This window comes from Paraburkholderia aspalathi (assembly GCF_900116445.1).
Lineage (GTDB): Bacteria > Pseudomonadota > Gammaproteobacteria > Burkholderiales > Burkholderiaceae > Paraburkholderia > Paraburkholderia aspalathi.
This window is the reverse complement of sequence record NZ_FPBH01000021.1, coordinates 123,921-147,405: the sequence shown is the minus strand read 5'-3', so window position 1 is coordinate 147,405 and position 23,485 is coordinate 123,921. Positions and strand designations below refer to the sequence as shown.

General features: G+C 62.2%; 24 protein-coding genes. 10 read left to right on the top strand and 14 right to left on the bottom strand.

What is annotated here, in order from left to right:
* The first annotated feature begins 31 nt into the window (after window positions 1–31).
* Window positions 32–967, top strand: coding sequence for a DMT family transporter (locus BM438_RS28185; RefSeq protein ID WP_093641041.1), 936 nt, complete (start codon window positions 32–34; stop codon window positions 965–967).
* Between the two features lie 36 nt (window positions 968–1,003).
* Here the strand turns inward: BM438_RS28185 and BM438_RS28180 are convergent, their stop codons facing one another.
* The 4 genes from BM438_RS28180 to BM438_RS28165 form a co-directional block, all read right to left on the bottom strand.
* Window positions 1,004–1,255: a hypothetical protein gene (locus BM438_RS28180; RefSeq protein WP_093641038.1), complete on the bottom strand. Its 252-nt coding sequence runs from the start codon at window positions 1,253–1,255 to the stop codon at window positions 1,004–1,006.
* A gap of 779 nt (window positions 1,256–2,034) precedes the next feature.
* The gene (locus tag BM438_RS28175; protein WP_093641035.1) at window positions 2,035–2,721 is read right to left on the bottom strand and encodes a DUF2242 domain-containing protein; all 687 of its coding nucleotides are present in this window, start codon (window positions 2,719–2,721) and stop codon (window positions 2,035–2,037) included.
* 174 nt (window positions 2,722–2,895) lie between these two features.
* Window positions 2,896–3,522, bottom strand: coding sequence for a lytic transglycosylase domain-containing protein (locus BM438_RS28170; RefSeq protein ID WP_093641032.1), 627 nt, complete (start codon window positions 3,520–3,522; stop codon window positions 2,896–2,898).
* A gap of 193 nt (window positions 3,523–3,715) precedes the next feature.
* The gene (locus BM438_RS28165) at window positions 3,716–4,699 is read right to left on the bottom strand and encodes a helix-turn-helix transcriptional regulator (protein ID WP_244179466.1); all 984 of its coding nucleotides are present in this window, start codon (window positions 4,697–4,699) and stop codon (window positions 3,716–3,718) included.
* 101 nt (window positions 4,700–4,800) lie between these two features.
* Here BM438_RS28165 and BM438_RS28160 point away from each other — a divergent pair, with 101 nt between their 5' ends.
* The 3 genes from BM438_RS28160 to BM438_RS28150 all read left to right on the top strand — a co-directional run bounded on the left by BM438_RS28160 (window position 4,801) and on the right by BM438_RS28150 (window position 6,621).
* Window positions 4,801–5,448, top strand: a complete 648-nt coding sequence (locus tag BM438_RS28160; protein WP_093641026.1) for a glutathione S-transferase family protein — start codon at window positions 4,801–4,803, stop codon at window positions 5,446–5,448.
* A 217-nt stretch (window positions 5,449–5,665) separates the two neighbouring features.
* Window positions 5,666–5,926 (top strand): DUF6723 family protein, encoded by a 261-nt coding sequence (locus BM438_RS28155; protein ID WP_093641155.1) that lies wholly within the window; start codon window positions 5,666–5,668, stop codon window positions 5,924–5,926.
* Window positions 5,927–6,024: 98 nt separating this feature from the next.
* Window positions 6,025–6,621, top strand: a complete 597-nt coding sequence (locus BM438_RS28150) for a hypothetical protein (RefSeq protein WP_093641023.1) — start codon at window positions 6,025–6,027, stop codon at window positions 6,619–6,621.
* A 74-nt stretch (window positions 6,622–6,695) separates the two neighbouring features.
* Here the strand turns inward: BM438_RS28150 and glmS are convergent, their stop codons facing one another.
* The 5 genes from glmS to BM438_RS28125 all read right to left on the bottom strand — a co-directional run bounded on the left by glmS (window position 6,696) and on the right by BM438_RS28125 (window position 12,331).
* Complete coding sequence (glmS, locus tag BM438_RS28145) at window positions 6,696–8,513, bottom strand: glutamine--fructose-6-phosphate transaminase (isomerizing) (RefSeq protein WP_093641020.1); 1,818 nt, start codon at window positions 8,511–8,513, stop codon at window positions 6,696–6,698.
* Between the two features lie 60 nt (window positions 8,514–8,573).
* On the bottom strand, window positions 8,574–9,935 hold the full coding sequence (gene glmU / locus BM438_RS28140) for a bifunctional UDP-N-acetylglucosamine diphosphorylase/glucosamine-1-phosphate N-acetyltransferase GlmU (protein WP_093641017.1): 1,362 nt from the start codon (window positions 9,933–9,935) through the stop codon (window positions 8,574–8,576).
* Window positions 9,936–10,068: 133 nt separating this feature from the next.
* Entirely contained in the window at window positions 10,069–11,067 is a 999-nt protein-coding gene (ttcA, locus tag BM438_RS28135) for a tRNA 2-thiocytidine(32) synthetase TtcA (protein WP_093641014.1), read from the bottom strand.
* A gap of 3 nt (window positions 11,068–11,070) precedes the next feature.
* Window positions 11,071–11,466, bottom strand: coding sequence for a dihydroneopterin aldolase (locus BM438_RS28130; RefSeq protein ID WP_093641011.1), 396 nt, complete (start codon window positions 11,464–11,466; stop codon window positions 11,071–11,073).
* Between the two features lie 46 nt (window positions 11,467–11,512).
* Complete coding sequence (locus tag BM438_RS28125; RefSeq protein WP_093641008.1) at window positions 11,513–12,331, bottom strand: SDR family oxidoreductase; 819 nt, start codon at window positions 12,329–12,331, stop codon at window positions 11,513–11,515.
* 13 nt (window positions 12,332–12,344) lie between these two features.
* Here BM438_RS28125 and BM438_RS28120 point away from each other — a divergent pair, with 13 nt between their 5' ends.
* Together BM438_RS28120 and BM438_RS28115 are read left to right on the top strand one after the other, a co-directional pair.
* Window positions 12,345–13,535, top strand: coding sequence for a class I SAM-dependent methyltransferase (locus BM438_RS28120; RefSeq protein ID WP_093641005.1), 1,191 nt, complete (start codon window positions 12,345–12,347; stop codon window positions 13,533–13,535).
* A 22-nt stretch (window positions 13,536–13,557) separates the two neighbouring features.
* The gene (locus BM438_RS28115) at window positions 13,558–13,752 is read left to right on the top strand and encodes a DUF2905 domain-containing protein (protein ID WP_093641003.1); all 195 of its coding nucleotides are present in this window, start codon (window positions 13,558–13,560) and stop codon (window positions 13,750–13,752) included.
* 833 nt (window positions 13,753–14,585) lie between these two features.
* Here BM438_RS28115 and BM438_RS28110 read toward each other — a convergent pair.
* The 4 genes from BM438_RS28110 to BM438_RS28095 form a co-directional block, all read right to left on the bottom strand.
* On the bottom strand, window positions 14,586–15,821 hold the full coding sequence (locus tag BM438_RS28110; protein WP_093641000.1) for a multifunctional CCA addition/repair protein: 1,236 nt from the start codon (window positions 15,819–15,821) through the stop codon (window positions 14,586–14,588).
* On the bottom strand, window positions 15,818–16,471 hold the full coding sequence (locus tag BM438_RS28105; protein ID WP_093640997.1) for a glutathione S-transferase family protein: 654 nt from the start codon (window positions 16,469–16,471) through the stop codon (window positions 15,818–15,820). The genes BM438_RS28110 and BM438_RS28105 overlap by 4 nt, the downstream gene beginning before the upstream one ends.
* 32 nt (window positions 16,472–16,503) lie before the next feature.
* On the bottom strand, window positions 16,504–17,457 hold the full coding sequence (locus BM438_RS28100; protein WP_093640994.1) for a complex I NDUFA9 subunit family protein: 954 nt from the start codon (window positions 17,455–17,457) through the stop codon (window positions 16,504–16,506).
* A gap of 85 nt (window positions 17,458–17,542) precedes the next feature.
* Window positions 17,543–19,510, bottom strand: coding sequence for a lytic transglycosylase domain-containing protein (locus BM438_RS28095; protein WP_093640991.1), 1,968 nt, complete (start codon window positions 19,508–19,510; stop codon window positions 17,543–17,545).
* A gap of 77 nt (window positions 19,511–19,587) precedes the next feature.
* On the opposite strand from BM438_RS28095, the gene BM438_RS28090 reads away from it, so the two are divergent.
* Entirely contained in the window at window positions 19,588–20,130 is a 543-nt protein-coding gene (locus BM438_RS28090) for a 5-formyltetrahydrofolate cyclo-ligase (RefSeq protein ID WP_244179465.1), read from the top strand.
* Between the two features lie 58 nt (window positions 20,131–20,188).
* Here the strand turns inward: BM438_RS28090 and BM438_RS28085 are convergent, their stop codons facing one another.
* A complete protein-coding gene (locus tag BM438_RS28085) occupies window positions 20,189–20,701 on the bottom strand; it encodes a winged helix DNA-binding protein (RefSeq protein WP_054040851.1) in 513 nt (170 codons plus the stop codon).
* Between the two features lie 207 nt (window positions 20,702–20,908).
* Here BM438_RS28085 and pxpB point away from each other — a divergent pair, with 207 nt between their 5' ends.
* From pxpB to pxpA, 3 genes are read left to right on the top strand one after another with little or no spacing between them, the layout of a single operon-like run.
* Complete coding sequence (pxpB, locus tag BM438_RS28080; RefSeq protein ID WP_093640988.1) at window positions 20,909–21,562, top strand: 5-oxoprolinase subunit PxpB; 654 nt, start codon at window positions 20,909–20,911, stop codon at window positions 21,560–21,562.
* Window positions 21,559–22,611, top strand: coding sequence for a 5-oxoprolinase subunit C family protein (locus BM438_RS28075; protein WP_093640985.1), 1,053 nt, complete (start codon window positions 21,559–21,561; stop codon window positions 22,609–22,611). Before pxpB ends, BM438_RS28075 begins: the two co-directional genes overlap by 4 nt.
* 19 nt (window positions 22,612–22,630) lie before the next feature.
* Entirely contained in the window at window positions 22,631–23,383 is a 753-nt protein-coding gene (gene pxpA, locus BM438_RS28070) for a 5-oxoprolinase subunit PxpA (RefSeq protein ID WP_093640982.1), read from the top strand.
* The last annotated feature ends 102 nt before the right edge of the window (window positions 23,384–23,485 follow it).

Sequence of the window (23,485 nt, the reverse complement as noted above, 5' to 3'; positions counted from 1 at the left end):
TGTTAGAACAACCGAATTCGAAAAACCGCCTTTGAAACCTGACACACGCCAACACCTTCGCGCGAATCTGCTGATGCTGATCGCGGCGATGATCTGGGGCTCGGCATTCGTCGCACAACGCTTAAGCCTCGATGCGATCGGACCGTTCCTGTTTACCGGACTGCGTTTCCTGCTCGGCGCGCTGGTCGTGCTGACGATGATCGTCTGCGTGCGGCGCTCCGCACTGGCAGAACTAACGAAGCGCGAACCCGGCGGCGCACGTGAACTGCTCGGTGCCGGCGTGCTGCTTGGCGTCGTGCTCTCGGCGTCGATTTCGTTTCAGCAGATCGGCCTGCAATATACGAAGGTCGCCAACGCCGGCTTCATCAGTTCGTTGTATGTGGTGCTCGTGCCGCTGCTGGGCGTGCTGTTTCGTCATCGGACGGGATTCGGCACGTGGCTCGGTGCGACGCTGGCCGCGATCGGCATGTACTTTCTGAGCGTCAACGAGCACTTCTCGATCCTGTATGGCGACTGGTACCAGTTGGCTGGCGCGTTGGTGATTTCCGTGCAGATGATGCTGGTCGGCCGCTTCGCGCTGCGGCACGACACGCTGATGCTGGCGCTCGTGCAGTTCGTGACTTGCGGGCTCGTGTGTCTGGTCGTCGGTCTCGGGATCGAGCCGGTCAGTCTCGCTGTGATCGAGCGCGCCGCGCCGACGATTCTGTACGGCGGTGCGCTGTCGGTGGGCGTCGCCTATACGATTCAGGTGGTTGCGCAAAAGTACGCGGCGCCGTCGCATGCCGCAGTGATCTTCAGTATGGAGGGTGTGTTCGCCGCGCTCGCGGGGTGGCTCGTGCTCGGCGAAACGCTGACGACGCGTGCGCTATTCGGATGCGCGCTGATGCTCGCGGGTTTGATTGTGTGTCAGGTGGGACCAGCCTCGCGACGCGGAAGCGAACGTGATCGCTTGCCTCATGAAGCGTGAGGACCTGGCCAGTCGCGTGAGTGACCGCATCGGCCGCTAAGCGGCGCGCGGCAGCGCGAAGAGTTTGGGTGTATCAGCAGTGGGCGGAAACACACACCAGCAGCCGTCGTCGTGTCGAAAGAAAAAGAGACCGCGCGATCCACCTTCCTGAGAAGTCTCGACCCGCACATAACGCCTGCCGCCCAGACGGGTGCGGCTGAATTCGGTCACGTGAACCGGCACCAAAGGCCCCGGCGCCAGCCATTTCTCGACCAGAAAACGTAGCGACTGTTCGCTTGCGGCTCTCATGATCCGCTCCGGGCCGGCTTGTCGTGGCTCGCCTCACGCGTGGCGTCGTTGCTTTCGTCGTTTTCGGCGCCTTCCTCATCATGCTCGGCGGATGCGAGAGATATGGCCCGATTAGTGGCCGCTGCCCGCAACGTCGTGCAGTGGCTGGCATGCCGGATGTCCGAGAGAAGACGGACTAATTGTCGTGCTGTTCTGCGTTTCATTGCACACCCCCGCACTGCACCAATAACTTCAGAAAACACTTTAACTCTATGCCTGGATAGGGCGTTGCTGAAATGATTTTGACTAAATAGCAACAGTTGCGCTTGCAAAAACATAGACGCAATCTTTGTACCTTCCAGCTTCAATGTGCGCGCGCGGGGAAGCGCGGTCTGTACGCTGGCGAGCGTATGACATTGACGAAAAAAACCGGGGCGCCACCCGGCAGCTGAGGCCCGGATCGGCAAGTTATCCACAATTGCCTATGAATAACTTCGGGAAAGCGCATCGGACAGCCTGTGTGCGAAATCTTGATAAGACGCGCCGCCGGGCAAGCCCTGTCAAAGTTATCCCAGCTTTGTAGTTTTTCTACCGTCGTGTTCCGCAGGGTTATGGGTTTCGCATGACATTGATGTGACGGGGGATTTGATAGTTATCCACAGACGGGGTTAACCCTTGTTAACTATTACTACATATATATACGTATGAAGTAAAAGACATAGGATAAGTAACGCTGCGTGATGAGATCAAAGGCTGATCAGCTCTTGACCAGCCGAAACCCCGCTGCATCGAGACATGCATCAAGGCGCGATGCTCGGTCCGCTTGCAGGTTGCACGGCAGCTGCTTTGTCAATCGCATCAGGCAAGTCGGGAAGCGGCGCTGGAACTGTCGCTTCGACCGGCAACGGCAACAGGCGCGTTTCAATGCGGTTGTTCACGACCGGCTGCGTGCGCACCACCGTTTGCAGATAGTGATCGACAAGGCCGAAGAAACGATCGTAAAACTTGCCCGACGGAATGGTCTCACTTGAAATCTTGACCATCGCATCGCTGTTCGAGCGGATCGGCAGCGACAGCGAACCCAGCACGCTTAGCCCGACGCTCGCCGACGTATCGCTTTTCTTCAGCGCAAAGCCGTTTTGCACAGCATTGACGTAGACGATGCTCGTATCGCTCGCCTCTTCTCCCGGCGTACACACCACATGGAACTCGACGACGACGTGCGTATCGCCGGTCGGCTGGAAATTTTTCGTTCCATCGACGGTATCGGTACGCGTCAGCGTCGTCAGATAGCCCTGACTCAGCAGTGCGCGGCGTGCGGCCTCGCAGGTATCCGTGACGCTCGAATTGAAATTTCGGGCGTAAGGGCTCGCGCCCGTTTCGAACAACTCCTGCTGGAATTTCGGTTGCGGGGCGCTGCTGCAAGCGGCAAGAGTCAGCAGGCCGAGAAGCGTGGCGGCAGTGGCTTTGGAAAACGAGGTGAACATGATCGATCGGAAGAGGCGCTGCGTGAGCTCGAATGGGAATGCATTGTAGAGCGGTTGCCAAGGTGTGCGTAAAAAGTGCGCAGCGCTGCGCCGCCTCACACAGCGTGACGGCTCAATTCCACGCCTTCAGGCGCGGGAGTATGACAACGAGGAGAAATACGACGGAGCTGCCGCTCAGTGCAGCATGGCAGGCGATGCGCCAGGCAGCGCCACAGCGGCGTTGCCGGCCGGTATCGTAAAAGCGTCGGCCCAGTTGTCCGGCGTCGGGCAACGGTCGGCTTCGCACATGCTGGTTTGCGCGCCTGCGTGCGATGCGATGTTCTGCGCCCCGGCGACGTCGGCGAAATCTTCGACGCGCAAGCTTACCTTCTTCGCGTACGCCTGCGATCCGCCGTAACTCTTGAGCGCGGCGTTCATGTCGCCGTTGGCCGAACGCATGTAGCCGTACAGGATCGCCGAGCCTACCTCGATGTTGGTGGTCGGCTCGGTGAGGTCCTTGACGTTCCTCAACATCCCCCGATGGGCGCCAGGCACCACCTGCATCAGCCCGGTCGCGCCGTTGGCGCCCTTGGCCTTTTCCTTGAAGCGGGATTCGATCGAGATGATCGCCAGCAACAGTGCTGGCGGCAGTGAGTATTTCGAAGCAGCGGACTGAACCGCGTCCGAAATCTTTTGAGCCTTTTCCTTTGCCAGACCGAATTTCTGCGTCAGATACGCGGACATGCGGTCATTGTTTTCATCGGCCGTTGCGGTTTGCATTAGGCCGAGCGAAAGCACGATCAGGCAAAGTAACCGGCTCATAACGGAGGACGGAAAAGAAAGGGGATGTGCGCATTATAGCTCTGCCCCCAAAAGAGGCACCAAAAGGCCAAAATTCGTCTGAGGAAAGGTGGCTGGCTGGTGCGTCCGCAAGTGCTTTGCGAGCGCAGGTCGGGCCACCCAGTTGCGCAGCAGTGCACCCGGTGAAACTACAGCAGGCTGTGAACCGACGCGCTCATTGCGCGTAGCGGCGATGCAAGGCGGCGGCCACTTCCGCGAAACGGGCGCGCAATTCGGGCGGCGCCAGTACGTCGGCCTCAGCGCCGAAGCGCAGCAACTCCGCGCATGCCTGTCTTATCGAACCGACCGGCAACGTGACCGTGCACCAGCCGTCGGACGGATCCGGCTCGCCGATTTTCGCGGCTGAGCGTGCGAACGGCGACGTGAAGGCTTCGAGCATCTGCATGCCCCATGGTGACGGGCGCAGCGTTGCCTCGCTCGCATGCATCTCTTCGGACAGACGCTGCGTGCTGTCTTGCCAGTAAGCCGCCAGATCGAAGGCGGGTGGCCGCTCGAAAGTCTCGTCCAGCATGCTCAATTCGAGAATACGCGAAATGCGGTAGATGCGAATGTCCGCGCCAACCCGCCCGACCACGTACCACGCGCCGCTTTTCAGCACGATGCCGAGCGGTTCGATCCGCCGAAATTTTTCGGCCTTCCAGCTCTGATAGCGAATCTCCAGCGGATGCTGTTCCCACACAGCGCTCGCGATCAACGGCAGATTCGCGGGCTGGTCCGCGTCGGAAAACCAGCCCGGGGCGTCGAGGTGAAAACGCGAGCGCATGCGCTCCGCGGTCGAACGCAATTCGACCGGCAGCGCGGCAAGCAACTTGGTTTGCGCGCCGGCCATGACGGCGCCGAGCCCAAGCGCCTGCACCGGCCCCGGCAAGCCGGCGAGGAACAATGCCTCTGCTTCCTGCGACGACAGACCGTTCAGACGCGTACGGTATCCGTCGAGCAGACGATAGCCGCCTTCCGCACCACGTTCGCTCTGGACGGGGACGCCCGCGGCGCTCAAGGCGTCGATGTCCCGATAGATCGTGCGCAGGGAGACCGCGCATTCGTCAGCGAGCGACTGCGCGGTCACGCGTCCGCGCGCTTGCAGGGTCATCAGGATGGAAAGGAGGCGGCTGGCTCTCATGCGGACAAGTGTAATCATACCTGACACAAACTGACAGGTATGCGCGCTTAGGATGGGGACGCCCGGCGCCAGATGGACGCTGGCTTTTCCAACGAGACGCTCACTCAAAAGGCTCCCCCATGACCACCGACCGCACGATCACGCTGTTCCACTCGCCGCAATGCCGCTCCGTCAGCGCACTGACGCTGCTCGAGGAACTCGGCGCTCCGTATCAGCTGAAGGTGCTGAACATGAAGGCCGGCGAGCAGCGCAAGGCGCCGTATCTCGCGATCAATCCGCTCGGCAAAGTGCCGGCGATTCTTCACGGCGACGCGCTGATCACCGAACAGGTCGCCATCTTTATCTATCTGGCCGATCTGTTTCCCGAAGCAGGTCTCGCGCCGGCGCTCAATGATCCGTCGCGCGGGCCGTATCTGCGTTGGCTGGTGTACTACGCGGCCTGCTACGAACCGGGGCTGGTCGACAAGGCGATGAAGCGCGAACCGGCGCCGCTCGCCACGTCGCCGTACGGCGATTTCGATTCGATGCTCGGGACCGTGACGAGCCAGTTGCAGGCGTCGCCCTATTTGCTCGGCGACAAGATGTCGGCCGCGGATATTTTGTGGGGCATCGCGCTGCATTGGGGGATGATGTTCAAGCTGGTGCCTGAGACGCCGGCCGTGCTCAAGTACACCCAGCGCGTCTGCTCGCGGCCGAGCTTCGTGAAGGTGAGCGAGCGGGATGTTGCGCTGGCGGCCGAGCATGAAGCGGCGGTCAAAGGGGCTTGATGTTGAGAGCGGGTTGCCGGGGATGCTGCGCGCGGCGATCAGCGGTGCTGGCGCCTGACCTGTTGGCCAGCTGAGCGGCCTGCTGATCCGGCATCCGGCTCGATGCGCCGGGATTTGAGACAATGAAGGCCGCCGGTGAATGTCTTCCCGGGACAACCGGGCGCGCCTTGACCTTTTCAGCAGGCGTCGGCCCATTGAACAAGAGATGTTTTCAGGTATGAGCAAGACCGTATTCATTCCCAGCGTCCCCGCGACGTCGGAGGAGGATTTCGAAGTGTCGGCGACGTCGAAACTCGCCGGCTACCGGCGTTTTTTCGGCGTGTTGAAAGTAGTTCGAACCACCGATGGCCGCGTGCTGTTCCCATTCGACGGCGCGCCGGAACTCGGACCTTACGCGACCAAGCTGGAAGCCGTCGCGGCGGCGCAGGTGTATGGCGAGCACATCGTGACCAGCGACCTGGCGCGTCCGGAGTTGTAAGCGCGGGCGCGTGGCGGGTGCGCTTTGGTCCCTTTGGCGGATTGCTTGGGTTAGTTACTCGGGATCGTCAATTGAGGTGATCACTTCGGGAGCAACGGATGCCTCGTCTGCGCAAAATGGGCACATCGGCCGCTGTTGTGGGAAGTGCGGCAGTGCTGATGGCCGCGCTCTGTCAATCCGGCTTCGCTCAGACGCCGGACGCCGATGCCGATGCCGGTCAGACCGCGCTAGGCAAAGCCGAGGTCGTTCACGCCCAGGTCCGTGTCGTAGCGATCTATCCGGCCACCAACAGCGTCACGCTACGCGGTCCGCACGGCAATCTTGCGGATGTCGACGTCAACCCCCAGTTGGCCGACATCAGGAAACTGCGGGTCGGCGACAAACTGAACGTTGCATACCAGCAGGCACTGCTGCTTCAAGTCGACAAGGTGACCACCAAAGGCGTGCGTGAACGCATCGAGACGACCGTGGCGATACCTGCCTCAGCGGGGTACGCATCGTCGGCGCATAGGGTGCAGGTTGTCGCGACGGTGTTGAAGATCGACCGCAAGAGCCGGATGGTCACGCTGCGCGGACCGAAGCATCAGCAGGTACTGAGGGCGGCGGAGAGTATTCCGCTCGATCAGTTGAAAGTCGGGGACAGTGTGCGCGCGGAGTTTGTGTCGGCGGCTGCGGTGGAGGTGGTGAGGAAGTGAGGTGAGCTGTTGAGGCAAAAAAACGGCCGCCTTCGGGCGACCGTTTTTTCTGGCGTGAGGCTAGACTTTCACCCTCACTCCACCGTCACCGACTTCGCTAGGTTTCGCGGCTTATCCACATCCGTGCCTCGCGCACAAGCCGTGTGATACGCCAGCAACTGCAGCGGCACCACATGCAGGATCGGTGACAGCAAGCCATAGTGCTCCGGCATCCGGATCACATGCAGGCCTTCGTCATTGACGATTTTCGTATCCGCGTCCGCAAACACATAAAGCTCACCGCCTCGCGCACGCACTTCCTGGATATTCGACTTCAGCTTCTCCAGCAGCGCGTCATTCGGCGCCACCGTGACCACCGGCATCGCCTCAGTCACGAGCGCCAGCGGCCCATGCTTCAACTCGCCGGCCGGATACGCTTCCGCGTGGATATAGGAAATCTCCTTGAGCTTCAACGCGCCCTCGAGCGCGATCGGGTAATGCAGCCCGCGCCCGAGGAACAACGCATGCTCCTTGCGCGAAAACTCTTCCGACCACGCGATGATCTGCGGCTCCAGCGCCAGCACGCTATTCAACGCCGCAGGCAAGTGGCGCAACTGCTTCAGATACACGGCTTCCTGTTCCGCACTCACCTGCCCACGCAGCTTCCCAAGCGTCGCGGCGAGCACGAACAGCGCGACCAGTTGCGTCGTGAATGCCTTGGTCGACGCCACACCGATCTCGCGACCCGCATGGGTGAGGAACGACAATTCCGTCTGGCGCACCATCGCGCTTGTGCCGACATTGCACACCGCCAGCGTATGTTTATGGCCCAACGACTGCGCATGCTTGAGCGCCGCCAGCGTATCGGCCGTTTCGCCCGACTGCGAGATCACCACCACCAACGACTTCGGATTCGGCACCGACTCGCGATAGCGATACTCGCTGGCAATTTCCACTTGGGTCGGGATCTTCGCGACCGACTCGAGCCAGTACTTCGCGGTCAGTCCCGAGTAGTAGCTCGTGCCGCACGCGAGAATCAGCAGGTTGTCGATGTCGGCGAACACCTTGCCGGCACCCTCGCCGAATAGCGCCGCGTCGAACGAATCGCCTTGCGGGATCGTGTCCGTAATCGCACGCGGCTGCTCGAAAATTTCCTTCTGCATGAAGTGGCGATACGGGCCGAGTTCGACCGCGCCGCCATACGCCGCGACCTGGCGCACTTCGCGCTGCGCGTCATAGCCGTCACGATCGGTGATAAGTACGCCCTCGAGCGACAGTTCGCAGACGTCGCCTTCCTCGAGGAAGATGAAACGTTCGGTGCTGCCGGCAAGCGCCAGCGCATCTGACGCGAGGAAGTTCTCACCGTTGCCGAGCCCCACCACTAGCGGCGAACCCTGCCGCGCGCCGACCACCGTATGCGGCTGATCCTTATGCAGCACCGCGATCGCGTACGCGCCGTGCAATTGTCCGACCGCTTCGCGCACCGCGGCAAACAGATCGCCGCGATACAGGCTGTGAATCAGGTGAGCGATAACCTCTGTGTCGGTCTGCGAGACAAACACATAACCCTTACCCCGCAGCATTTCACGCAGCGACTCGTAGTTCTCGATGATGCCGTTGTGTACCAACGCGAGGGCGTCTTTCGAGAAGATCGGGTGGGCGTTGTCGGTCACCGGCGCGCCGTGTGTCGCCCAGCGCGTATGCGCGATACCCGTGATGCCTTCGAGGTGGCTCTCCTTCACCTGCTCGTCCAGATCCGCCACGCGCGCGACACTACGCGCACGACGCGGCCCGTCATTACCGAGTACCGCCACGCCGCACGAATCGTAGCCGCGATACTCGAGACGACGCAGCCCTTCGATCAGGACGGGAACGATGTTACGTTGCGCAACCGCGCCGACAATGCCACACATGGCTTATTCCTTTTCAGTGCTGGGTTTCAGGGAGCGCGCTTCACGTGCGCGTCACGCCCATCAACCTTTCTTCTTGGTCGGGCGTACATAGCCCGACTTGCTTGTTTGAGTCTTATCGTTCAGGACCAGCATGTCTTCTTCGACATCCTTCCAGACCGTGGTGCCCGCGGCGATCGTCACGCCGCGCTTGACGCGCACGGGCGCAACGAGTTGCGTGTCCGAACCGACAAACACGTCGTCTTCAATGACCGTACGGAATTTGTTCGCGCCGTCGTAGTTACAGGTGATGGTACCCGCGCCGATATTCACGCGCGCCCCGACATCCGCATCGCCGATATACGTCAGATGGTTCGCCTTCGAGCCATGACCGAGCACCGAGTTCTTCACCTCGACGAAGTTGCCGACGTGCGACTCGTCCTGCAACGACGTGCCCGGACGTAGCCGCGCATAAGGGCCGAGCACGACGTTTGCACCGACTTCAGCGCCTTCGATATGCGTGAACGCATCGACGCGCGTTCCGGCGCCGATCGTCGCATTGCGGATCACGCAGTTCGGCCCGACCGTCACGTTGTCAGCCAACGTGACGCGGCCTTCGAACACGCAGTTCACGTCGATCGAGACGTCGCGGCCGCACTCGAGCGTGCCGCGCACGTCGATTCGAGCTGGATCGGCAAGCGTCACGCCGGCCACCAGCAAGGTCTCGGCGACATTGTGCTGATGAATCCGTTCGAGTTCGGCAAGCTGCTGCTTGCTATTCACACCGAGCGTTTCCCACTCTTCGTCAGGCTGCGTGGTGACGACTTCGAGTCCGGCTTCGATCGCCATCTCGACCGCGTCGGTCAGATAAAACTCGCCTTGCGCGTTGTCGTTCTTCAATGCCGCGAGCCAGCCGCCCAGACGCTCGGTCGGCGCGACGATGATGCCGGTGTTGATCTCGGCGATCTTGAGCTGCTCGGGCGTGGCGTCTTTCTGTTCGACGATGCGCGACACCTTGCCGTGCTGATCGCGCACGATACGGCCGTAGCCGCTGGGGTCGTCGAGCGTGACGGTGAGAACGCCGTAGCCGCCTCGGCCCGCGCGATCGGTCAGCGCCTGCAGCGTGCTGGCGCGCGTAAGCGGCACATCGCCGTACAGCACCAGCGTAGGTTCGGACGGATCGAGCAGCGGCAGCGCCTGTTGCACCGCGTGGCCCGTGCCGAGTTGCTGCTCCTGAACGGCGAACTGGACATCCGGCGCGGCTACAGCCTGGCGCACGGCTTCGGCGCCATAACCGACCACCACGACCAGACGCGTGGGCTTGAGCGCACGAGCAGTGTCGATGACATGAGCGAGGAGCGGCCGGCCGGCCAGGGGATGGAGCACCTTGGGAAGCGCGGACCGCATGCGCTTACCGGTGCCTGCCGCCAAAATCACGATGTTCATGGCGTCGGCAATCAGACAAGTTTGGAGCCGACGATTCTATCATGCAGCCCATAACGAATAAGGCCGCTCGCGCGGCCCTATTACCTTCCCGAAACACCCGGAAACCTTTGATTTCAGGGCACTTCACGACTGGTTACATATCGTCGAACTGAACGATCGAGATCGGCTTCGATCCGTTGAAGGTTGCGCCGTCACCGGAATCGGTCGAACACGGCTCTTCGTCGAAGGCGATATCGCCTTGCGGATCGGCCTCGCCGCTTGCACGCAGGCCGGCGAACGGGAACAGCTTGTGATCCATCAGATGCGACGGCACGATGTTCGACAACGCGTTGAACATGTTCTCGATGCGGCCCGGGAAGCGCTTCTCCCAATCGCGGATCAGCGCCTTCATTTCCGCGCGTTTCAGGTTCGGCTGGCTGCCGCACAGGTTGCACGGAATGATCGGGAATTCGCGCAGCTCCGCGTACTTTTCCAGATCGGTTTCCTTCACGTAGGCGAGCGGACGGATCACGATATTCTTGCCGTCGTCCGATTGCAGCTTGGGCGGCATGCCCTTCAGCTTGCCGCCGTAGAACATGTTCAGCAGCAGCGTTTGCAGAATGTCGTCGCGATGATGGCCGAGCGCGATCTTGGTGGCGCCGAGCTCGCCCGCCACACGATACAGAATGCCGCGACGCAGCCGCGAACACAGCGAGCAGGTGGTCTTGCCCTCCGGCACCAGCCGCTTGACGATGCTGTAGGTGTCCTGGTTCTCGATGTGAAACGGAATGTCGACTTGCTTGAGGTATTCGGGCAGCACGTGTTCCGGGAAGCCCGGCTGCTTCTGGTCGAGATTCACCGCGACAATGTCGAAGTTGATCGGCGCGCGTTCGCGCAGCCGCATCAGGATTTCGAGCATTGCGTAGCTGTCCTTGCCGCCCGACAGGCACACCATCACCTTGTCGCCTTCCTCGATCATGTTGAAGTCGCCGATCGCCTCACCGACCTGGCGCGCGAGCCGCTTGAACAGCTTGTTGTTCTCGTAGGCTTCTTTCTGCTCGCGGCGCGTGAGCGGCGCTTTGACCGCCGAGGCCTGGGCAGCTTGTGCAGCCCCTGGGGCCGCGGTGTCGTTCAGGATTTCCTGAGCATTCATGGCTCAATCCTCTTTGATACGGAAGACTTCGACGCCCACGGCGTCGCAGTCGGGATAAACGTCCGGCTTTTCGGTCGACACGCACACGGCGCGCACCTGCGGATGATCGAGGAGCGCCTTGACGAGGTCATCGCAGAGGGTTTCCTGCAGGTGGATATGACCTTGGTCGACGCGACGCGCGATGGTCGAACGCATGAAGTCATAGTCGACCACTTCGTTCAATTTGTCCTGAACCGGCGTGGACAGCGCGAGCGGCACAAACAGTTCGACGTTGATCACGACGCGCTGTTCGCCGCGCTTTTCGAAGTCGTGCACGCCGATGTTGATGTGCACTTCGTAATTGCGCAGAAAGAGCCGGCGGCAATCGGCGAGCCGGGGATGCGAAAGAGCGGCAAACATGTTCGTTCCAGTCGAAAAAAGAGTGCGGAGCACTCAAGTGGGCGCTTCAGGCGCCCGTCAAAAACATAACGTCGCGCGGCAGCGGCACGAGGTGCTGCCCGCCGTCGACCACCAGCGTCGTTCCGGTGACGCCCGCTGCATCCGCGAGATACAACGCGGCGGCGACAATATCCTCCGGCCGCGACGCGCGGCCCAAAGGCGTGGCACGGTGAGCTTCTTCAAAACCGGCCGGCGTTTGATCGCCGGATTGCATCGTTAGACCAGGGGCAAGCCCGACCACGCGCACTTTCGGCGCCAAGGCCTGCGCCAGCGCGACCGTCGCCGTCTGCAACGCTGCCTTCGACAGCGTGTAGGACAGGTAGTCCGGGTTCATGTTGTACAGCTTCTGGTCCAGCACGTTGATGACCACGCCGCGCTGGCTTTCATCGGTGCGCGCGGTTTCCGGCGTGGCCTCGAACAGCATACGCGCCAGCACGAGCGGCGCGCCGAGATTCATCGCGGTCAGCTTCAGCAGCAGGTCGTAACCGACGTTCTGCGCCGTGTCTTCCTCAAAGCGCGAGGCGTTGTTGACAATACACGACGGGCGACCCAGCGCGGCCATACAGGCGGGCAGAAGCTGCTCGACCTGGCCCTCGTCGCCCAATTCAGCGTGCAAAGCCACCGCCCGGCGGCCCATGGCGACGATTTCCGCGACTACTTCGTCAGCCTCCTGGCGCGACGCGCCGTAATGGACCGCCACGTCCCAGCCACGCGCGGCGAAGCCGAGCGCGAGCGAGCGCCCGATGCGGCGGGCGGCGCCGGTAATCAGCACGATGCGCGGCGTTTCAGGCGCGCGGGCGGCGGCGTTGTCCAGAGAGGCGGTCATTTACAATGCGGGGATGAATCCGAAAGCTCACCAACCCGATAGTTTACCTGCTCCCGGCCCGAGCGCGCTTGCTCAGTCCGAAGCGCTGGTCGCACAGGTCCGCGCGGAGCTCGAAGCAGCCGGCGGCTGGCTGCCATTCGACCGCTACATGGAGCGCGCGCTTTACGCGCCGGGACTCGGCTATTACAGCGGCGGCGCCCGCAAATTCGGCCTGCGCGGCGACGACGGCAGCGACTTCGTCACGGCGCCGGAAATGTCGCCTCTCTTCGCCGCGACGCTGGCGCGCCCGCTCGCCGAGGCCTTGGAGGCGAGCGGCACGCGCGAACTGATGGAATTCGGCGCCGGCACGGGCAAACTCGCCGCCGGCCTGCTGAATGCGCTCGACACGCTGGGCGTCGAATTCGACAGCTACTCGATCGTGGATTTGTCCGGTGAATTGCGCGAACGCCAACGCGAGACGATCGAAGCCGCGGCACCGGCGCTGGCCGCGAAAGTGCGCTGGCTGGACGCATTGCCGGAGCAATTCGAAGGCGTGGTGATCGGCAATGAGGTATTGGACGCGATGCCGGTGCGGCTGTTCGCATTTACCGACGGCGCCTGGCATGAACGCGGCGTGACGTGGCGCGACGAGGCCTTTGCGTTCGACGACCGGTTGGTATCGGAAGCTGCGGACATTGCGCTTCTGGCTGAGATCGAAACTATCGGCGACGACTACGTGACCGAAACGCACGACGCCGCCCGGGCATTCACGCGGACCATTTGCACGATGCTTGCGCGTGGCGCGGCGTTCTTTATCGATTATGGTTTTCCGCGCCACGAGTACTACCATGAGCAGCGTGCGCAGGGCACGTTGATGTGCCATTACCGGCACCGGGCGCATGGTGACCCGTTTGTTTATCCGGGTTTGCAGGACATTACCGCGCACGTGGAATTTACCGGCATTGCCGAAGCCGGTGTCGAGGCTGGCGCCGATTTGTTGGGCTTCACTTCGCAAGCGCGGTTCTTGTTGAACGCGGGGATTACCGAGACGTTATCGGCGCTCGATCCTTCGGACACGGCGAAGTTTTTGCCTGCGGCGAATGCGGTCCAGAAGTTGTTGTCCGAGGCGGAGATGGGCGAGCTGTTCAAGGTGATCGCATTTTCGCGCGGGCTGGATGACACGCTGCAGGCGTTTTCGAGCGGCGACCGGTCACATACGTTGTGATTTTTTGCCTTAGGGGTTGGCGATGATCCGCTGGCTGTTGACTACGTTTGTTGCGGTGGCGGTGTTGTCGGCCTGCTGGCCGTGGCTCAGGAAGATTGGGGTTGGGCGGATGCCCGGGGATGTCACTTTGCGCCTCTTCGGGCGGGAGTATCCGTTTCCGTTTATGTCGACGCTTGTTCTTTCGATGGTTTTGTCGCTGATCGCGAGGGTGTTGTAGCCTTCGCGGCGCTTTTTGTCTGTGTTCTTAGGGCGTTGGCCTTTCCTTGATCTGGCTTTGGTGCCTTTCCTTGAATTGTTAGTGGTCTATTAGCGTTGCCCCTGTGCGGGGCGGCACTTACTTTCTTTGCCGCCGCAAAGAAAGATAAGCAAAGAAAGCGGCTAGAAGCCCCTGCTAAGTGGGCACCGTGGTCTGCTGCGGGTAGTGGTGCGACTGGAATCCGTGTTCTCTCACATTCGGCGTTAGTGACAAAGGACTCATCAGCTCCCACTCCGCACTGCGTGCGTCGCGGACGGGTATGCAGGGGAAACCATGGGCTTCGGTTTTGGTTTGTGGGGCCGTCGGCTTCGCCTCGGCGAGACGCTCCTGCACTTCCCCGGGAACCCTGCCTCAATGATATGTCGGTGTGCTGAATCACCGTCCCGATCTCGATCACGATCACAGCCGTAGTTGCAGTTGCAGTTGCAGTTGCAATCGTGATGGTGGTGCAATGACGAGCCACGGTTCGGTGGCGAGGCGTCAACGCCAAAACGTAGCGATCGGTTTTATGAACGGCTCTTCGGCGCGCGCAGCGCCGCCGGAAGTATGACGCCCTTGTCACAAGCACGTGCAGGGGCACGAACACAGATTCCAGATGCACCACTACCCTGAGCGAGCTGCGGGCCCCGCTTAGCAGGGGTTTCTAGCCGCTTTCTTTTGCCTACTTTTCTTTGCGGCGGCAAAGAAAAGTAGGTGCCGCCCCGCACAGGGGCAACGCTAATAGACCACTAACAATTCAAGGAAAGGCCAAAGCCCCAGGAACACTGACAATAAGCGCCGAGCAGGCAAAAAACTCAAACAACAAGAGCCCCTTCAACAGCACGAACGCGCTCCTGATGCACTGCATCCTTAATCCCCGCAGGCGAGTCAACGAGCCGCCTAGCCACTGCACCAGCATCCACCCCTCGCGCAGCAACAAGCGCAACCCGCAGCCGCTCAGCCTGCGGATACTCCCGCATCTCAAACCCCAGCCGCCCACGCGCATCCGCCTCACAAGCCTGCAAGGCTTCAGCAAACCGCGCAGGTTTCCGAATCGCATCGCTGCGCTCGAGCAGCCTCACCAACGCGGCGGCCCCCATCTCCATCACGCGATGAATATTCCCATGCTCCCGCGCGACCAGCAGCGCCAGATCGCGGCATTCATTCGGCACCCGCAGCCGCTCGCATAAAGGCTTCAGCAAATCCACGCTGCGCCCCTCATGCCCGATATGCCGCGGCAAAACGTCATCCGGCGTCGTCGCTTTGCCCAAGTCATGCGTGAGCGCCGCAAACCGCACCGGCAACGCGTAACCCTGCTGCGCGGCATGGTCGACCACCATCATTACGTGCACGCCCGTATCCACTTCGGGATGATAGTCAGCCCGCTGCGGTACGCCGAACAATGCATCGATCTCCGGCAGAATCCGCGCCAAAGCACCGCATTCCCGCAGCACTTCGAACATGCGCGACGGCTTCTTCTCCATCAATCCGCGCGACACCTCCTGCCATACGCGCTCGGCGACCAGTGCATCGACCTCACCATCAGCCACCATCTTGCGCATCAGCGCCATCGTCTCCGGCGCCACCGTGAAATCGACGAAACGCGCCGCAAACCGCGCAATCCGCAAAATCCGCACGGGGTCTTCCAGAAACGCATCGCTGACGTGACGAAACAGCCGCGCCTGCAAATCGCCCCGGCCGTTGAACGGGTCGATCACCGGGCCGGTCAATTCGCCGTCCGGGCGCATTTCGCGCGCCATCGCGTTGATTGTCAGGTCGCGGCGCGCGAGGTCCTCTTCGAGTGTGACGTCCGGCGCGTAGAAGAACTGGAAGCCGTGATAGCCCGCAGCCGTCTTGCGCTCGGTGCGTGCAAGCGCGTACTCCTCGTGCGTCTGCGGATGCAGAAATACCGGGAAATCCTTGCCCACCGGACGATAGCCCTGCGCCACCATCTGCTCGGGCGTCGCGCCCACCACCACGTAATCCCGGTCCTGCACGGGTACGCCCAGCAACTCGTCGCGGATCGCGCCGCCTACTGCGTAGATATTCATGGGCATACGTCTTGGTACGGAATGGCATGCGTTTCGCGCAGCGCGTCGTCGATCCACGCCTTCACCGCCGGCAACGCCGTCACGCGACGAACATAAGCCGCGGCAGCCTCGGAGAGCGCCGGTTGCCACGTGTTGAAGCGCATCACGACGGGTGCGTACATCGCGTCAGCAATGCTGAACTCGCCGAACAGGAAAGGACCGCCGTAGGTATCGAAACACCTGCTCCAGATCGCGTCGATACGCGCAATGTCGGCCAGTGCGCCCGGTGTGGCGTTCTTACCCGGAAACGACGCGCGAATGTTCATCCACATGTTCGAGCGCAATTCGCCGAAGCCCGAATGCATCTCGGCGCTGATGCTGCGCGCGTGACTGCGCGCCGCCGGGTCGCGCGGCCACAGCGCATGCTGCGGGAAGCGCTCAGCCAGTGTCTCGGCGATCGCCAGCGAATCCCAGGTGGCCAATCCATCTTCGCCGATCAGGCACGGCAACTTGCCCGGACCGGTCGGCGCATACGCCAGAATCGCGGACTTCGTGCCGGCTTCATTCAGATGAATCAGCACCTCTTCAAATGGAATGCCGAAATGTTTGACCAGCAACCACGGACGCATCGACCATGACGAGTAGTTCTTGTCACCGATAAGCAGCTTCATGCCTGGTATAAAAGGTAGAGATTAGAAAAGGTTCAACGCCCCGCGCTCGCGCGAAACGTGTCGAAGCGCGAACGCGACGACGCGCCGGTCAGATACACGGGCGCGATCGTTTCGATGCTGGCGGGTTCGATGCCGAGTTCAGGCGCAAGCGGTCCGGTCAACACGTTGTCGACTTTCATCGAATCGAGATTGTCGCGCGAAATCACCGGTTCGCCCGGCGCCATTTCAAACGTCAACGCCTGCAAGCGCGCCAGCGCCTCCGGCAGGCGAATGATTCGCGCATGCCGGCCGATCACGTCGCCGCAATACTTGACGAGGTCTTCGAGCGTATAGACGGTCGGCCCGCCCAGCTCGTAGGTATGGCCGCTCGCCGCGTCGAGATCGAGCACGTTGCAGATCGCTTTTGCCACGTCGCCGACGTACACCGGCTGGAATTTTGCATCCGGCATCGCAAGCGGAATCACCGGGAACATCCGCTGCAGGAACGCGAACTTGTTGAGCAGTTGGTCTTCAGGACCGAACACCACGGACGGACGGAAAATCGTCCACGCCAGATTCGCCGCATGCACGGCCTTTTCCCCGTCGCCCTTCGAGCGCGAATACATGCTCGGCCCGTTCGAGTCGGCGCCGAGCGAGCTGATATGAATCAGCCGATGCACGCCCTTGCCTTCGCAAGCCGCAACGATTTTGGTCGGCAATTCGACATGCGCGCGGGCGAACTCCGGGCCATAAGGCGTGCCACGTTTGCCATGCAGCGTGGCAACGAGGTTGATCACGCAATCGGCGCCCTCGACGAAACGCGCAAGCTGAACCGGATCGAACACGTCAGCTTCGATCACGTCGATGGGGAGCAGGGTGAGATGGCGGGCGTTATAGCGCCGCCGGGTGGCGATGCGCACGTCTTTGCCCATTTCAACCAGAGCATTGACGAGATGGCTGCCGATAAAACCGGAACCGCCGATGACCGCAACGGCTTGATGTCGCATTTTCGACTCCCTGGTGGAAGCCGCGGCAACGGCTGGCGTGGCGCACCGCCGCATCAGAAAACCTGACGCGGCGGCGGCACGGCGCTTACGGTGCGATATAACCCAGACGCGCCTTCAGCGATTGCGGACGGCCTTCGAACAATGCCGCGTAGTAGACCGTGTTGGACAACACATTCTTGACGTAGTCGCGCGTTTCCTGGAACGGAATCGCCTCGGCGAAGATCGCGCCTTCAACCGGATGCTGCAACGATTGCCGCCAGTTGCGCGGACGGCCGGGACCGGCGTTATAACCGGCGGTGGCCAGCACAGCAGACCCGTCGAACTGATTGTAGATCATGGACAGGTAGTTCGTGCCGAGCAGGATGTTGGTGTTGATATCGTTCATCTGCTCGCGCGAAATCGGGCCGAGGCCGATTTTCTTCGCCACCAGTTGCGCGGTGCCCGGCATCAGTTGCATCAGACCGCTCGCGCCAACTTCCGAGCGAGCGTTCATGATGAAACGCGATTCCTGGCGAATCAGCCCGTATGCCCATTCGACGTCGAGTCCATTCGACTGCGCATCGCGCTCAACGATATCCTTGAACGGCGACAAATAACGCAGCGAGAAATCGTGCTCGCTCTTCGTGCGGTCCGCCGTGTTCACGGTCCGGTCATACAACTCGATGCGGCGCGCGTATTCGGCCACAGCGATCAGCTGCCGGTCGCTCATATTGCGCAGCGGCCAGTTCCATTCGCGATTGCCCTCGAGCCGCAGATTCAGCGCGTAGAAGCGCTGCGCCAGATCGAGACCCGGCGTGTTGCCGGCCTGTTGGATTTCGGCGTCGGTCACGGTGGTTTTCGGCGGCACGGTGATCTTCTGGCCGAGCTCTTCCGCAGCCAGTTGGCCGTAGAAGTTGAAGCCCTGCGAGATCGACTCGAATTCCTGGTTGGCCGTGGTTGTGTCGCCAGCCTGCTTGAGCGCACGGGCATGCCAGTACACCCACGACGGCTGATTGCGCAGCGCCGCCGGCATCTGTTCGATCGACCAGCGCACCATCGTCCAGTCGCCCGCGAGCAGCGCGGTGCGGGTGCGCCATTCGTACGCCGGGTTTGACAGCGGCGCATTCGCCGACAGGCGGTACCAATCCACCGCGCTCGGCATCTGCTTGGCAGCGGCTTGATACGCAATCGTGCCCCAGCCGATTGCGCGCTCGGGCGAGCTCAACGACGGCGCGACCGAGGCGAAAGTGGCCGCGGCCATGGCCGGATCGTTGCGCGCCATGCGCGTGATCGCGAGCAACGCGAGTTGATGCGATTGCGTATCCGGACCGACGCCGCGCGCCAGCAACAACGGCGGCGTACTCGTGGCCTGGCCGAACAGCACCGGATCGGGCGGCTGGTTGCTAAGCGCATCGACGAGCTTGCTGCCCGTGCTCGTGTAGTTCTGTTCGTACGCGAGGCGGATCTGTTGCCACACGTCGTCGGAACTGAATTGCTGATTGACCGCGAGCGCGGTGATCAGATCGACGCAGCCGTCGCCGTACGACTTCGGGTCGACGAGCAGCGCACGCGCCGCGTCGGCGACGTTTTCACCCCGCGCGGCACGCGACTCGAGCGCGTAGCACTTAACCTGCGTATCGTCGTTCAGCACGAAACGCGCGTATTGCTGATCGAAGTTACGCCAGTCGTGACGTGCGCCGAGCACCGTGAGGTAGTCGTTGCGCATGCGGTCGGCGATGGCCTGGCCGTCGTACTTCTGCAGGAACGACAGCACCGGCGCATCCGGCGCGTCAATGCGCGCGTGACCGCTGGAATCGAACAATTGCGGCTTGAGCTGGAAGTACTCCAGATACGAAGGCGCTGGATAGTTCGGGATCATGCTCGCCAGTTGCGCTGCGCGCGCCGCGTCATTATTGCGGGCGGCTTCGCGAAGCTGGACGAAGGTCTGGTCGTCGTTCGTGAGTTGCGAAAGGGGAATGGGCTTGACGGCGGAGGCCGTGCTGCACGCGACGAGTGCCGCAGCGGCAAGCGCCAGACCGGCCGCGCGATATACTCGATAGAGGCGTATTGACATCGTTGTTTCTGGAGCGCGAATTGAACCCAAGCATAGCATGCAACCCTGTCGCAGAATCGAAAAAGGCGCTGCGTCGAATGCTATTGGAAGCAAGGCTACAAGCGGCTTCCGAGCCGGCGCACAACGCCGCGCTCAACCGTCGCGTTCTCGATGCGTTGAAACACTACGGCGTGAGCAGTGTGGGGTTCTATTGGCCGCTGGCGGGCGAATTCGACGCGCGCGCCGCGATTGCGATCTGGCTCGCGGCCGACTCGCAACGCGAGGCGGGTTTGCCGATCGTCAAGGAACGCGGCGCGCCGCTCGAATTTCACGCATGGGCGCCGGATATGGCGATGAAGATCGGCCATCACAAGATTGCCGAACCCACATCGGGGCGCGTGGTGGTACCCGATCTGCTATTCGTGCCGTGCGTGGGTTTCGACGCCAACGGCTTCCGGCTCGGTTACGGCGGTGGCTACTACGATCGCACGCTGGCCACATGGCCGGGACCGAAGAAGCCGGTCACGGTCGGCATTGCCTATGAAGCATGCCGCACGGACGCATTGCAGCGCGAGGCTCACGACATCCCGCTCGATCTGATCGTGACGGAAGCCGGTCTCTATCCACAGCCGGCGGATTAAGCGTTTGAAGAGCGCCCTGCGAGGCGCCCCCTTCAATAACTACCGAGGCCGAACCCCGTTATAAAGACGCCGCCGCCCGCGCGGCCGTGTCGTACAGCCCGGACGCATTGCGCATCAATTGCGCCGCCTCGCCAATCTGTTCGTTGGTCAGGCCGCTTTCCTTCAGCGTCGAAATCAGGCAACTCTCGCGCACTTCGCGGTATTTCAGGCAGAGCTCGCGGCCCGCATCGGTCGCCGAGAAGAACACTTCCTTGCCGGTCTTTTCGCTTTTTACATACCCTCTAGCTACGAGCTTCTTCAACGCGTAAGTAGCGACGTGCGTGTCTTCAATGTTCAACACGAAGCAGATGTCCGCCAGCTTCTTGCGCCGCTCGCGATGGCTGACGTGGTGCAGCAACGAGACTTCGATCGCGGTCATGTCTTTTTCGCCGGCCGCCGACATGCAGCGCACCATCCATCGGTTGAATGCGTTGCCCGCCATGATCAGTGCGTACTCCAGTTCGGACAGCTCCGCGCTGGTGTCGGACACGAGATGTTCCGAGGAAACGATCTTGGTGGGGTGGCGCGACATGGTGAAAATTCTCGAGAAACAGGATGGGAAAGTGTCAGGAGTGTACGACGAGCCACCCATTCCGGGGAGCCTGGCGAAAACGCTTATAGATAAATTGTTGATATTTTATTGATAATGTACGCTTCATACATCGCGACCCCGATGCCGATAACCAGGTATAGGGTCCGATATGTTCGACATTCCCGACTCAACCTGGGCCATTAAGCGATGAGCCAACCAAGAATCTTCCCGCTCGGCGATGCCGCGCTAGTCTGCGAGGCGCCGCCGCCTGCCACGCTGGACTGCCAGCGGCGCGTGTGGGCTGCCGCCGAGGCTGCACGCGACTGGCCGCACGTGCTCGAGGTTGTGCCGGGTATGAACAATCTGACGCTCGTATTCGATTCGCTCGAAGCCGATCGCGAAGCGCTGGTGAGCCTTCTGCAGGCAGCCTGGAATGCGGTGAGCGACGTGCCCGCGGCCGGCCGTGAAGTCGAAATCCCGGTGCAATACGGCGGCGAGTTCGGACCCGACCTGCAAGTGGTCGCCAATCACACCGGCCTGAGCGTGCGCGAGGTCGTGCAACGTCACGCGGATGGCGAGTACGTGGTGTTCTTCCTCGGTTTTCAGCCGGGCTTCGCCTATATGGGCGGGCTCGACACAGCGCTGCACACGCCGCGCCGTTCATCGCCGCGGCTGGAAGTGCCGGCCGGTTCGGTCGGTATCGGCGGTGAGCAGACCGGCATTTATCCGGCGACCTCCCCCGGTGGCTGGCAGTTGATCGGCCGCACCGAACTGCCGCTGTTCGATCCATCTCGCCGTCCGCCCACGCTGCTGCAACCGGGCGACCGGGTGCGCTTTACCGTCGCGGGGATACACGCATGATCGATGTGATTCGCGCGGGTCTGCTGACCACGATTCAGGATCTTGGCCGTCACGGCTACCGGCACCTCGGTGTCGCGATGGGTGGCGCGCTCGACCGTCTGTCGCTCGAAGTCGGCAACCGGCTGGTAGGCAACCGGCCCGATGCGGCCGGCCTGGAAATTACCTTCGGACCGACCGTGCTGCGCTTTCTGCGCGCCACACGTGTGGCCATCACCGGCACCGAATTCGGCGCGACGCTCGACGGCAAGCCGGTCTATTCATGGTGGAGCCTGCCGGTGCAAGCCGGCCAGGAGCTGGTTCTGCAAGCGGCCAAACGCGGCATGCGCGGCTATGTCTGCATCGCGGGCGGCATCGACGTGTTGCCGATGCTCGGTTCGCGCAGCACCGATCTCGCCGGCCATTTCGGCGGACTCGGCGGCCGGGCGTTGCGCGACGGCGACCGTCTGCCGGTCGGCGCGCCGCCGCAACGCGGCCATCTCGGCTTTACCCCCGAAGCGCCGGAGTTCGGCGTGAAGGCGCCCGCCTGGTGCAAGTTCGTGCTGGTTCACGAACCGCTGCGGCGCGGCCGGCATCCATCGGGCGTGCCGTGGGCTGTGCCGATCCGCGTGCTGCAAGGCCCGGAATACGATAGCTTCACTGAAGAAGCGCACGAATCGTTCTGGTCCGATGAATGGCTGGTCACACCGAACAGCAACCGCATGGGCTACCGCCTCGCCGGCACGGAACTGAAGCGCACCCGGAAAAACGATCTGCTCTCGCACGCGGTGCTGCCCGGCACGATTCAGGTCCCGCCGAACGGCCAGCCGATCGTGCTGATGAGCGATGCGCAGACCACGGGCGGCTATCCGAAGATCGGCGCTGTGATCCAGGCCGATCTATGGAAGCTCGCGCAGGTTCGCCTGAACGCCGCCATCCGTTTCATCCCGACGACGCCCTATGAGGCGCGCCAGGCTTTGCTGGAAGAACGCACGTACTTGCGGCAGATCGACGCCGCGATTGCCATGCACGAAGAGCGTTGCGCGCGCCAGCCGGCGGTCGCAGCGCTGTAACACTAAGTAGGGGAACACCATGGAAATCGATTTGAACGCCGATCTCGGCGAAGGCTGCGGTTCCGACGAGGCGCTGCTCGACCTCGTCAGCTCGGCCAACATCGCGTGCGGCTGGCACGCGGGCGGCGCCAACGCCATGCGCGACTGCGTGCGCTGGGCGGTGCAAAAGGGTGTGTCGATCGGCGCGCATCCGAGCTTTAACGATCCTGAGAACTTTGGCCGCAAGGAAATGGATCTGCCGGCCAACGATATCTACGCCGGCGTGCTGTATCAGCTCGGCGCCCTGTCGGCGATCGCGCAGGCCGAGGGCGGGCGCATCGCGCACGTCAAGCCGCACGGTGCGCTGTACAACCAGGCCGCGCGCGACGCGAAGATCGCCGATGCGATCGTCTCGGCGGTTCACGATTTCGACCCGTCGGTGGCAGTGTTCGCGCTCGCCAACAGCGGACTCGTGACGGCTGCCCGGGCAGCCGGCCTGACTGCCATCGAAGAAGTATTCGCCGACCGCGGCTATCGCGCCGACGGCTCGCTCGTACCGCGCAAGGAGCCGGGCGCGCTGCTCGACGACGAAGACGTGGTGCTGGAGCGCACGCTCGCCATGGTGCGCGAGCGCCGCGTGCAGGCCGTCGACGGACACTGGGTGCCGCTCAACGCCCAAACCATCTGCCTGCACGGCGACGGTCCGCACGCGCTGGCGTTCGCGCGGCGCATCCGCAGCGCGCTGGAGGACGCGGGCATTGACGTTCACGCGGCCGGCGCCGCGAGCGTCTGATCCGCGCGTCAATCGGCGCGAGCCAGACAGCGCGATTCAACTGTTGCCCAACCCCGAACGCCCCGCTCCGTGCGGGGCGTTTGCCAGGTACACGACGACGCA

Excerpts from the sequence above, each read along its gene's own strand:
- BM438_RS28155 (WP_093641155.1), top strand. The coding sequence starts at position 5,666 with ATGAGCAAGACCGTATTCATTCCCAGCGTCCCCGCGACGTCGGAGGAG.
- BM438_RS28115 (WP_093641003.1), top strand. The coding sequence starts at position 13,558 with ATGATCCGCTGGCTGTTGACTACGTTTGTTGCGGTGGCGGTGTTGTCG.
- glmS (WP_093641020.1), bottom strand. The coding sequence starts at position 8,513 with ATGTGTGGCATTGTCGGCGCGGTTGCGCAACGTAACATCGTTCCCGTC.
- BM438_RS28125 (WP_093641008.1), bottom strand. The coding sequence starts at position 12,331 with ATGACCGCCTCTCTGGACAACGCCGCCGCCCGCGCGCCTGAAACGCCG.
- BM438_RS28120 (WP_093641005.1), top strand. The coding sequence starts at position 12,345 with ATGAATCCGAAAGCTCACCAACCCGATAGTTTACCTGCTCCCGGCCCG.
- BM438_RS28095 (WP_093640991.1), bottom strand. The coding sequence starts at position 19,510 with ATGTCAATACGCCTCTATCGAGTATATCGCGCGGCCGGTCTGGCGCTT.
- BM438_RS28165 (WP_244179466.1), bottom strand. The coding sequence starts at position 4,699 with ATGATTACACTTGTCCGCATGAGAGCCAGCCGCCTCCTTTCCATCCTG.
- ttcA (WP_093641014.1), bottom strand. The coding sequence starts at position 11,067 with ATGAATGCTCAGGAAATCCTGAACGACACCGCGGCCCCAGGGGCTGCA.
- BM438_RS28110 (WP_093641000.1), bottom strand. The coding sequence starts at position 15,821 with ATGAATATCTACGCAGTAGGCGGCGCGATCCGCGACGAGTTGCTGGGC.
- BM438_RS28105 (WP_093640997.1), bottom strand. The coding sequence starts at position 16,471 with ATGAAGCTGCTTATCGGTGACAAGAACTACTCGTCATGGTCGATGCGT.
- BM438_RS28085 (WP_054040851.1), bottom strand. The coding sequence starts at position 20,701 with ATGTCGCGCCACCCCACCAAGATCGTTTCCTCGGAACATCTCGTGTCC.
- BM438_RS28175 (WP_093641035.1), bottom strand. The coding sequence starts at position 2,721 with ATGTTCACCTCGTTTTCCAAAGCCACTGCCGCCACGCTTCTCGGCCTG.
- BM438_RS28160 (WP_093641026.1), top strand. The coding sequence starts at position 4,801 with ATGACCACCGACCGCACGATCACGCTGTTCCACTCGCCGCAATGCCGC.
- BM438_RS28100 (WP_093640994.1), bottom strand. The coding sequence starts at position 17,457 with ATGCGACATCAAGCCGTTGCGGTCATCGGCGGTTCCGGTTTTATCGGC.
- BM438_RS28150 (WP_093641023.1), top strand. The coding sequence starts at position 6,025 with ATGCCTCGTCTGCGCAAAATGGGCACATCGGCCGCTGTTGTGGGAAGT.
- BM438_RS28180 (WP_093641038.1), bottom strand. The coding sequence starts at position 1,255 with ATGAGAGCCGCAAGCGAACAGTCGCTACGTTTTCTGGTCGAGAAATGG.
- BM438_RS28075 (WP_093640985.1), top strand. The coding sequence starts at position 21,559 with ATGATCGATGTGATTCGCGCGGGTCTGCTGACCACGATTCAGGATCTT.
- BM438_RS28130 (WP_093641011.1), bottom strand. The coding sequence starts at position 11,466 with ATGTTTGCCGCTCTTTCGCATCCCCGGCTCGCCGATTGCCGCCGGCTC.
- BM438_RS28170 (WP_093641032.1), bottom strand. The coding sequence starts at position 3,522 with ATGAGCCGGTTACTTTGCCTGATCGTGCTTTCGCTCGGCCTAATGCAA.
- glmU (WP_093641017.1), bottom strand. The coding sequence starts at position 9,935 with ATGAACATCGTGATTTTGGCGGCAGGCACCGGTAAGCGCATGCGGTCC.
- BM438_RS28090 (WP_244179465.1), top strand. The coding sequence starts at position 19,588 with ATGCTATTGGAAGCAAGGCTACAAGCGGCTTCCGAGCCGGCGCACAAC.
- pxpB (WP_093640988.1), top strand. The coding sequence starts at position 20,909 with ATGAGCCAACCAAGAATCTTCCCGCTCGGCGATGCCGCGCTAGTCTGC.
- pxpA (WP_093640982.1), top strand. The coding sequence starts at position 22,631 with ATGGAAATCGATTTGAACGCCGATCTCGGCGAAGGCTGCGGTTCCGAC.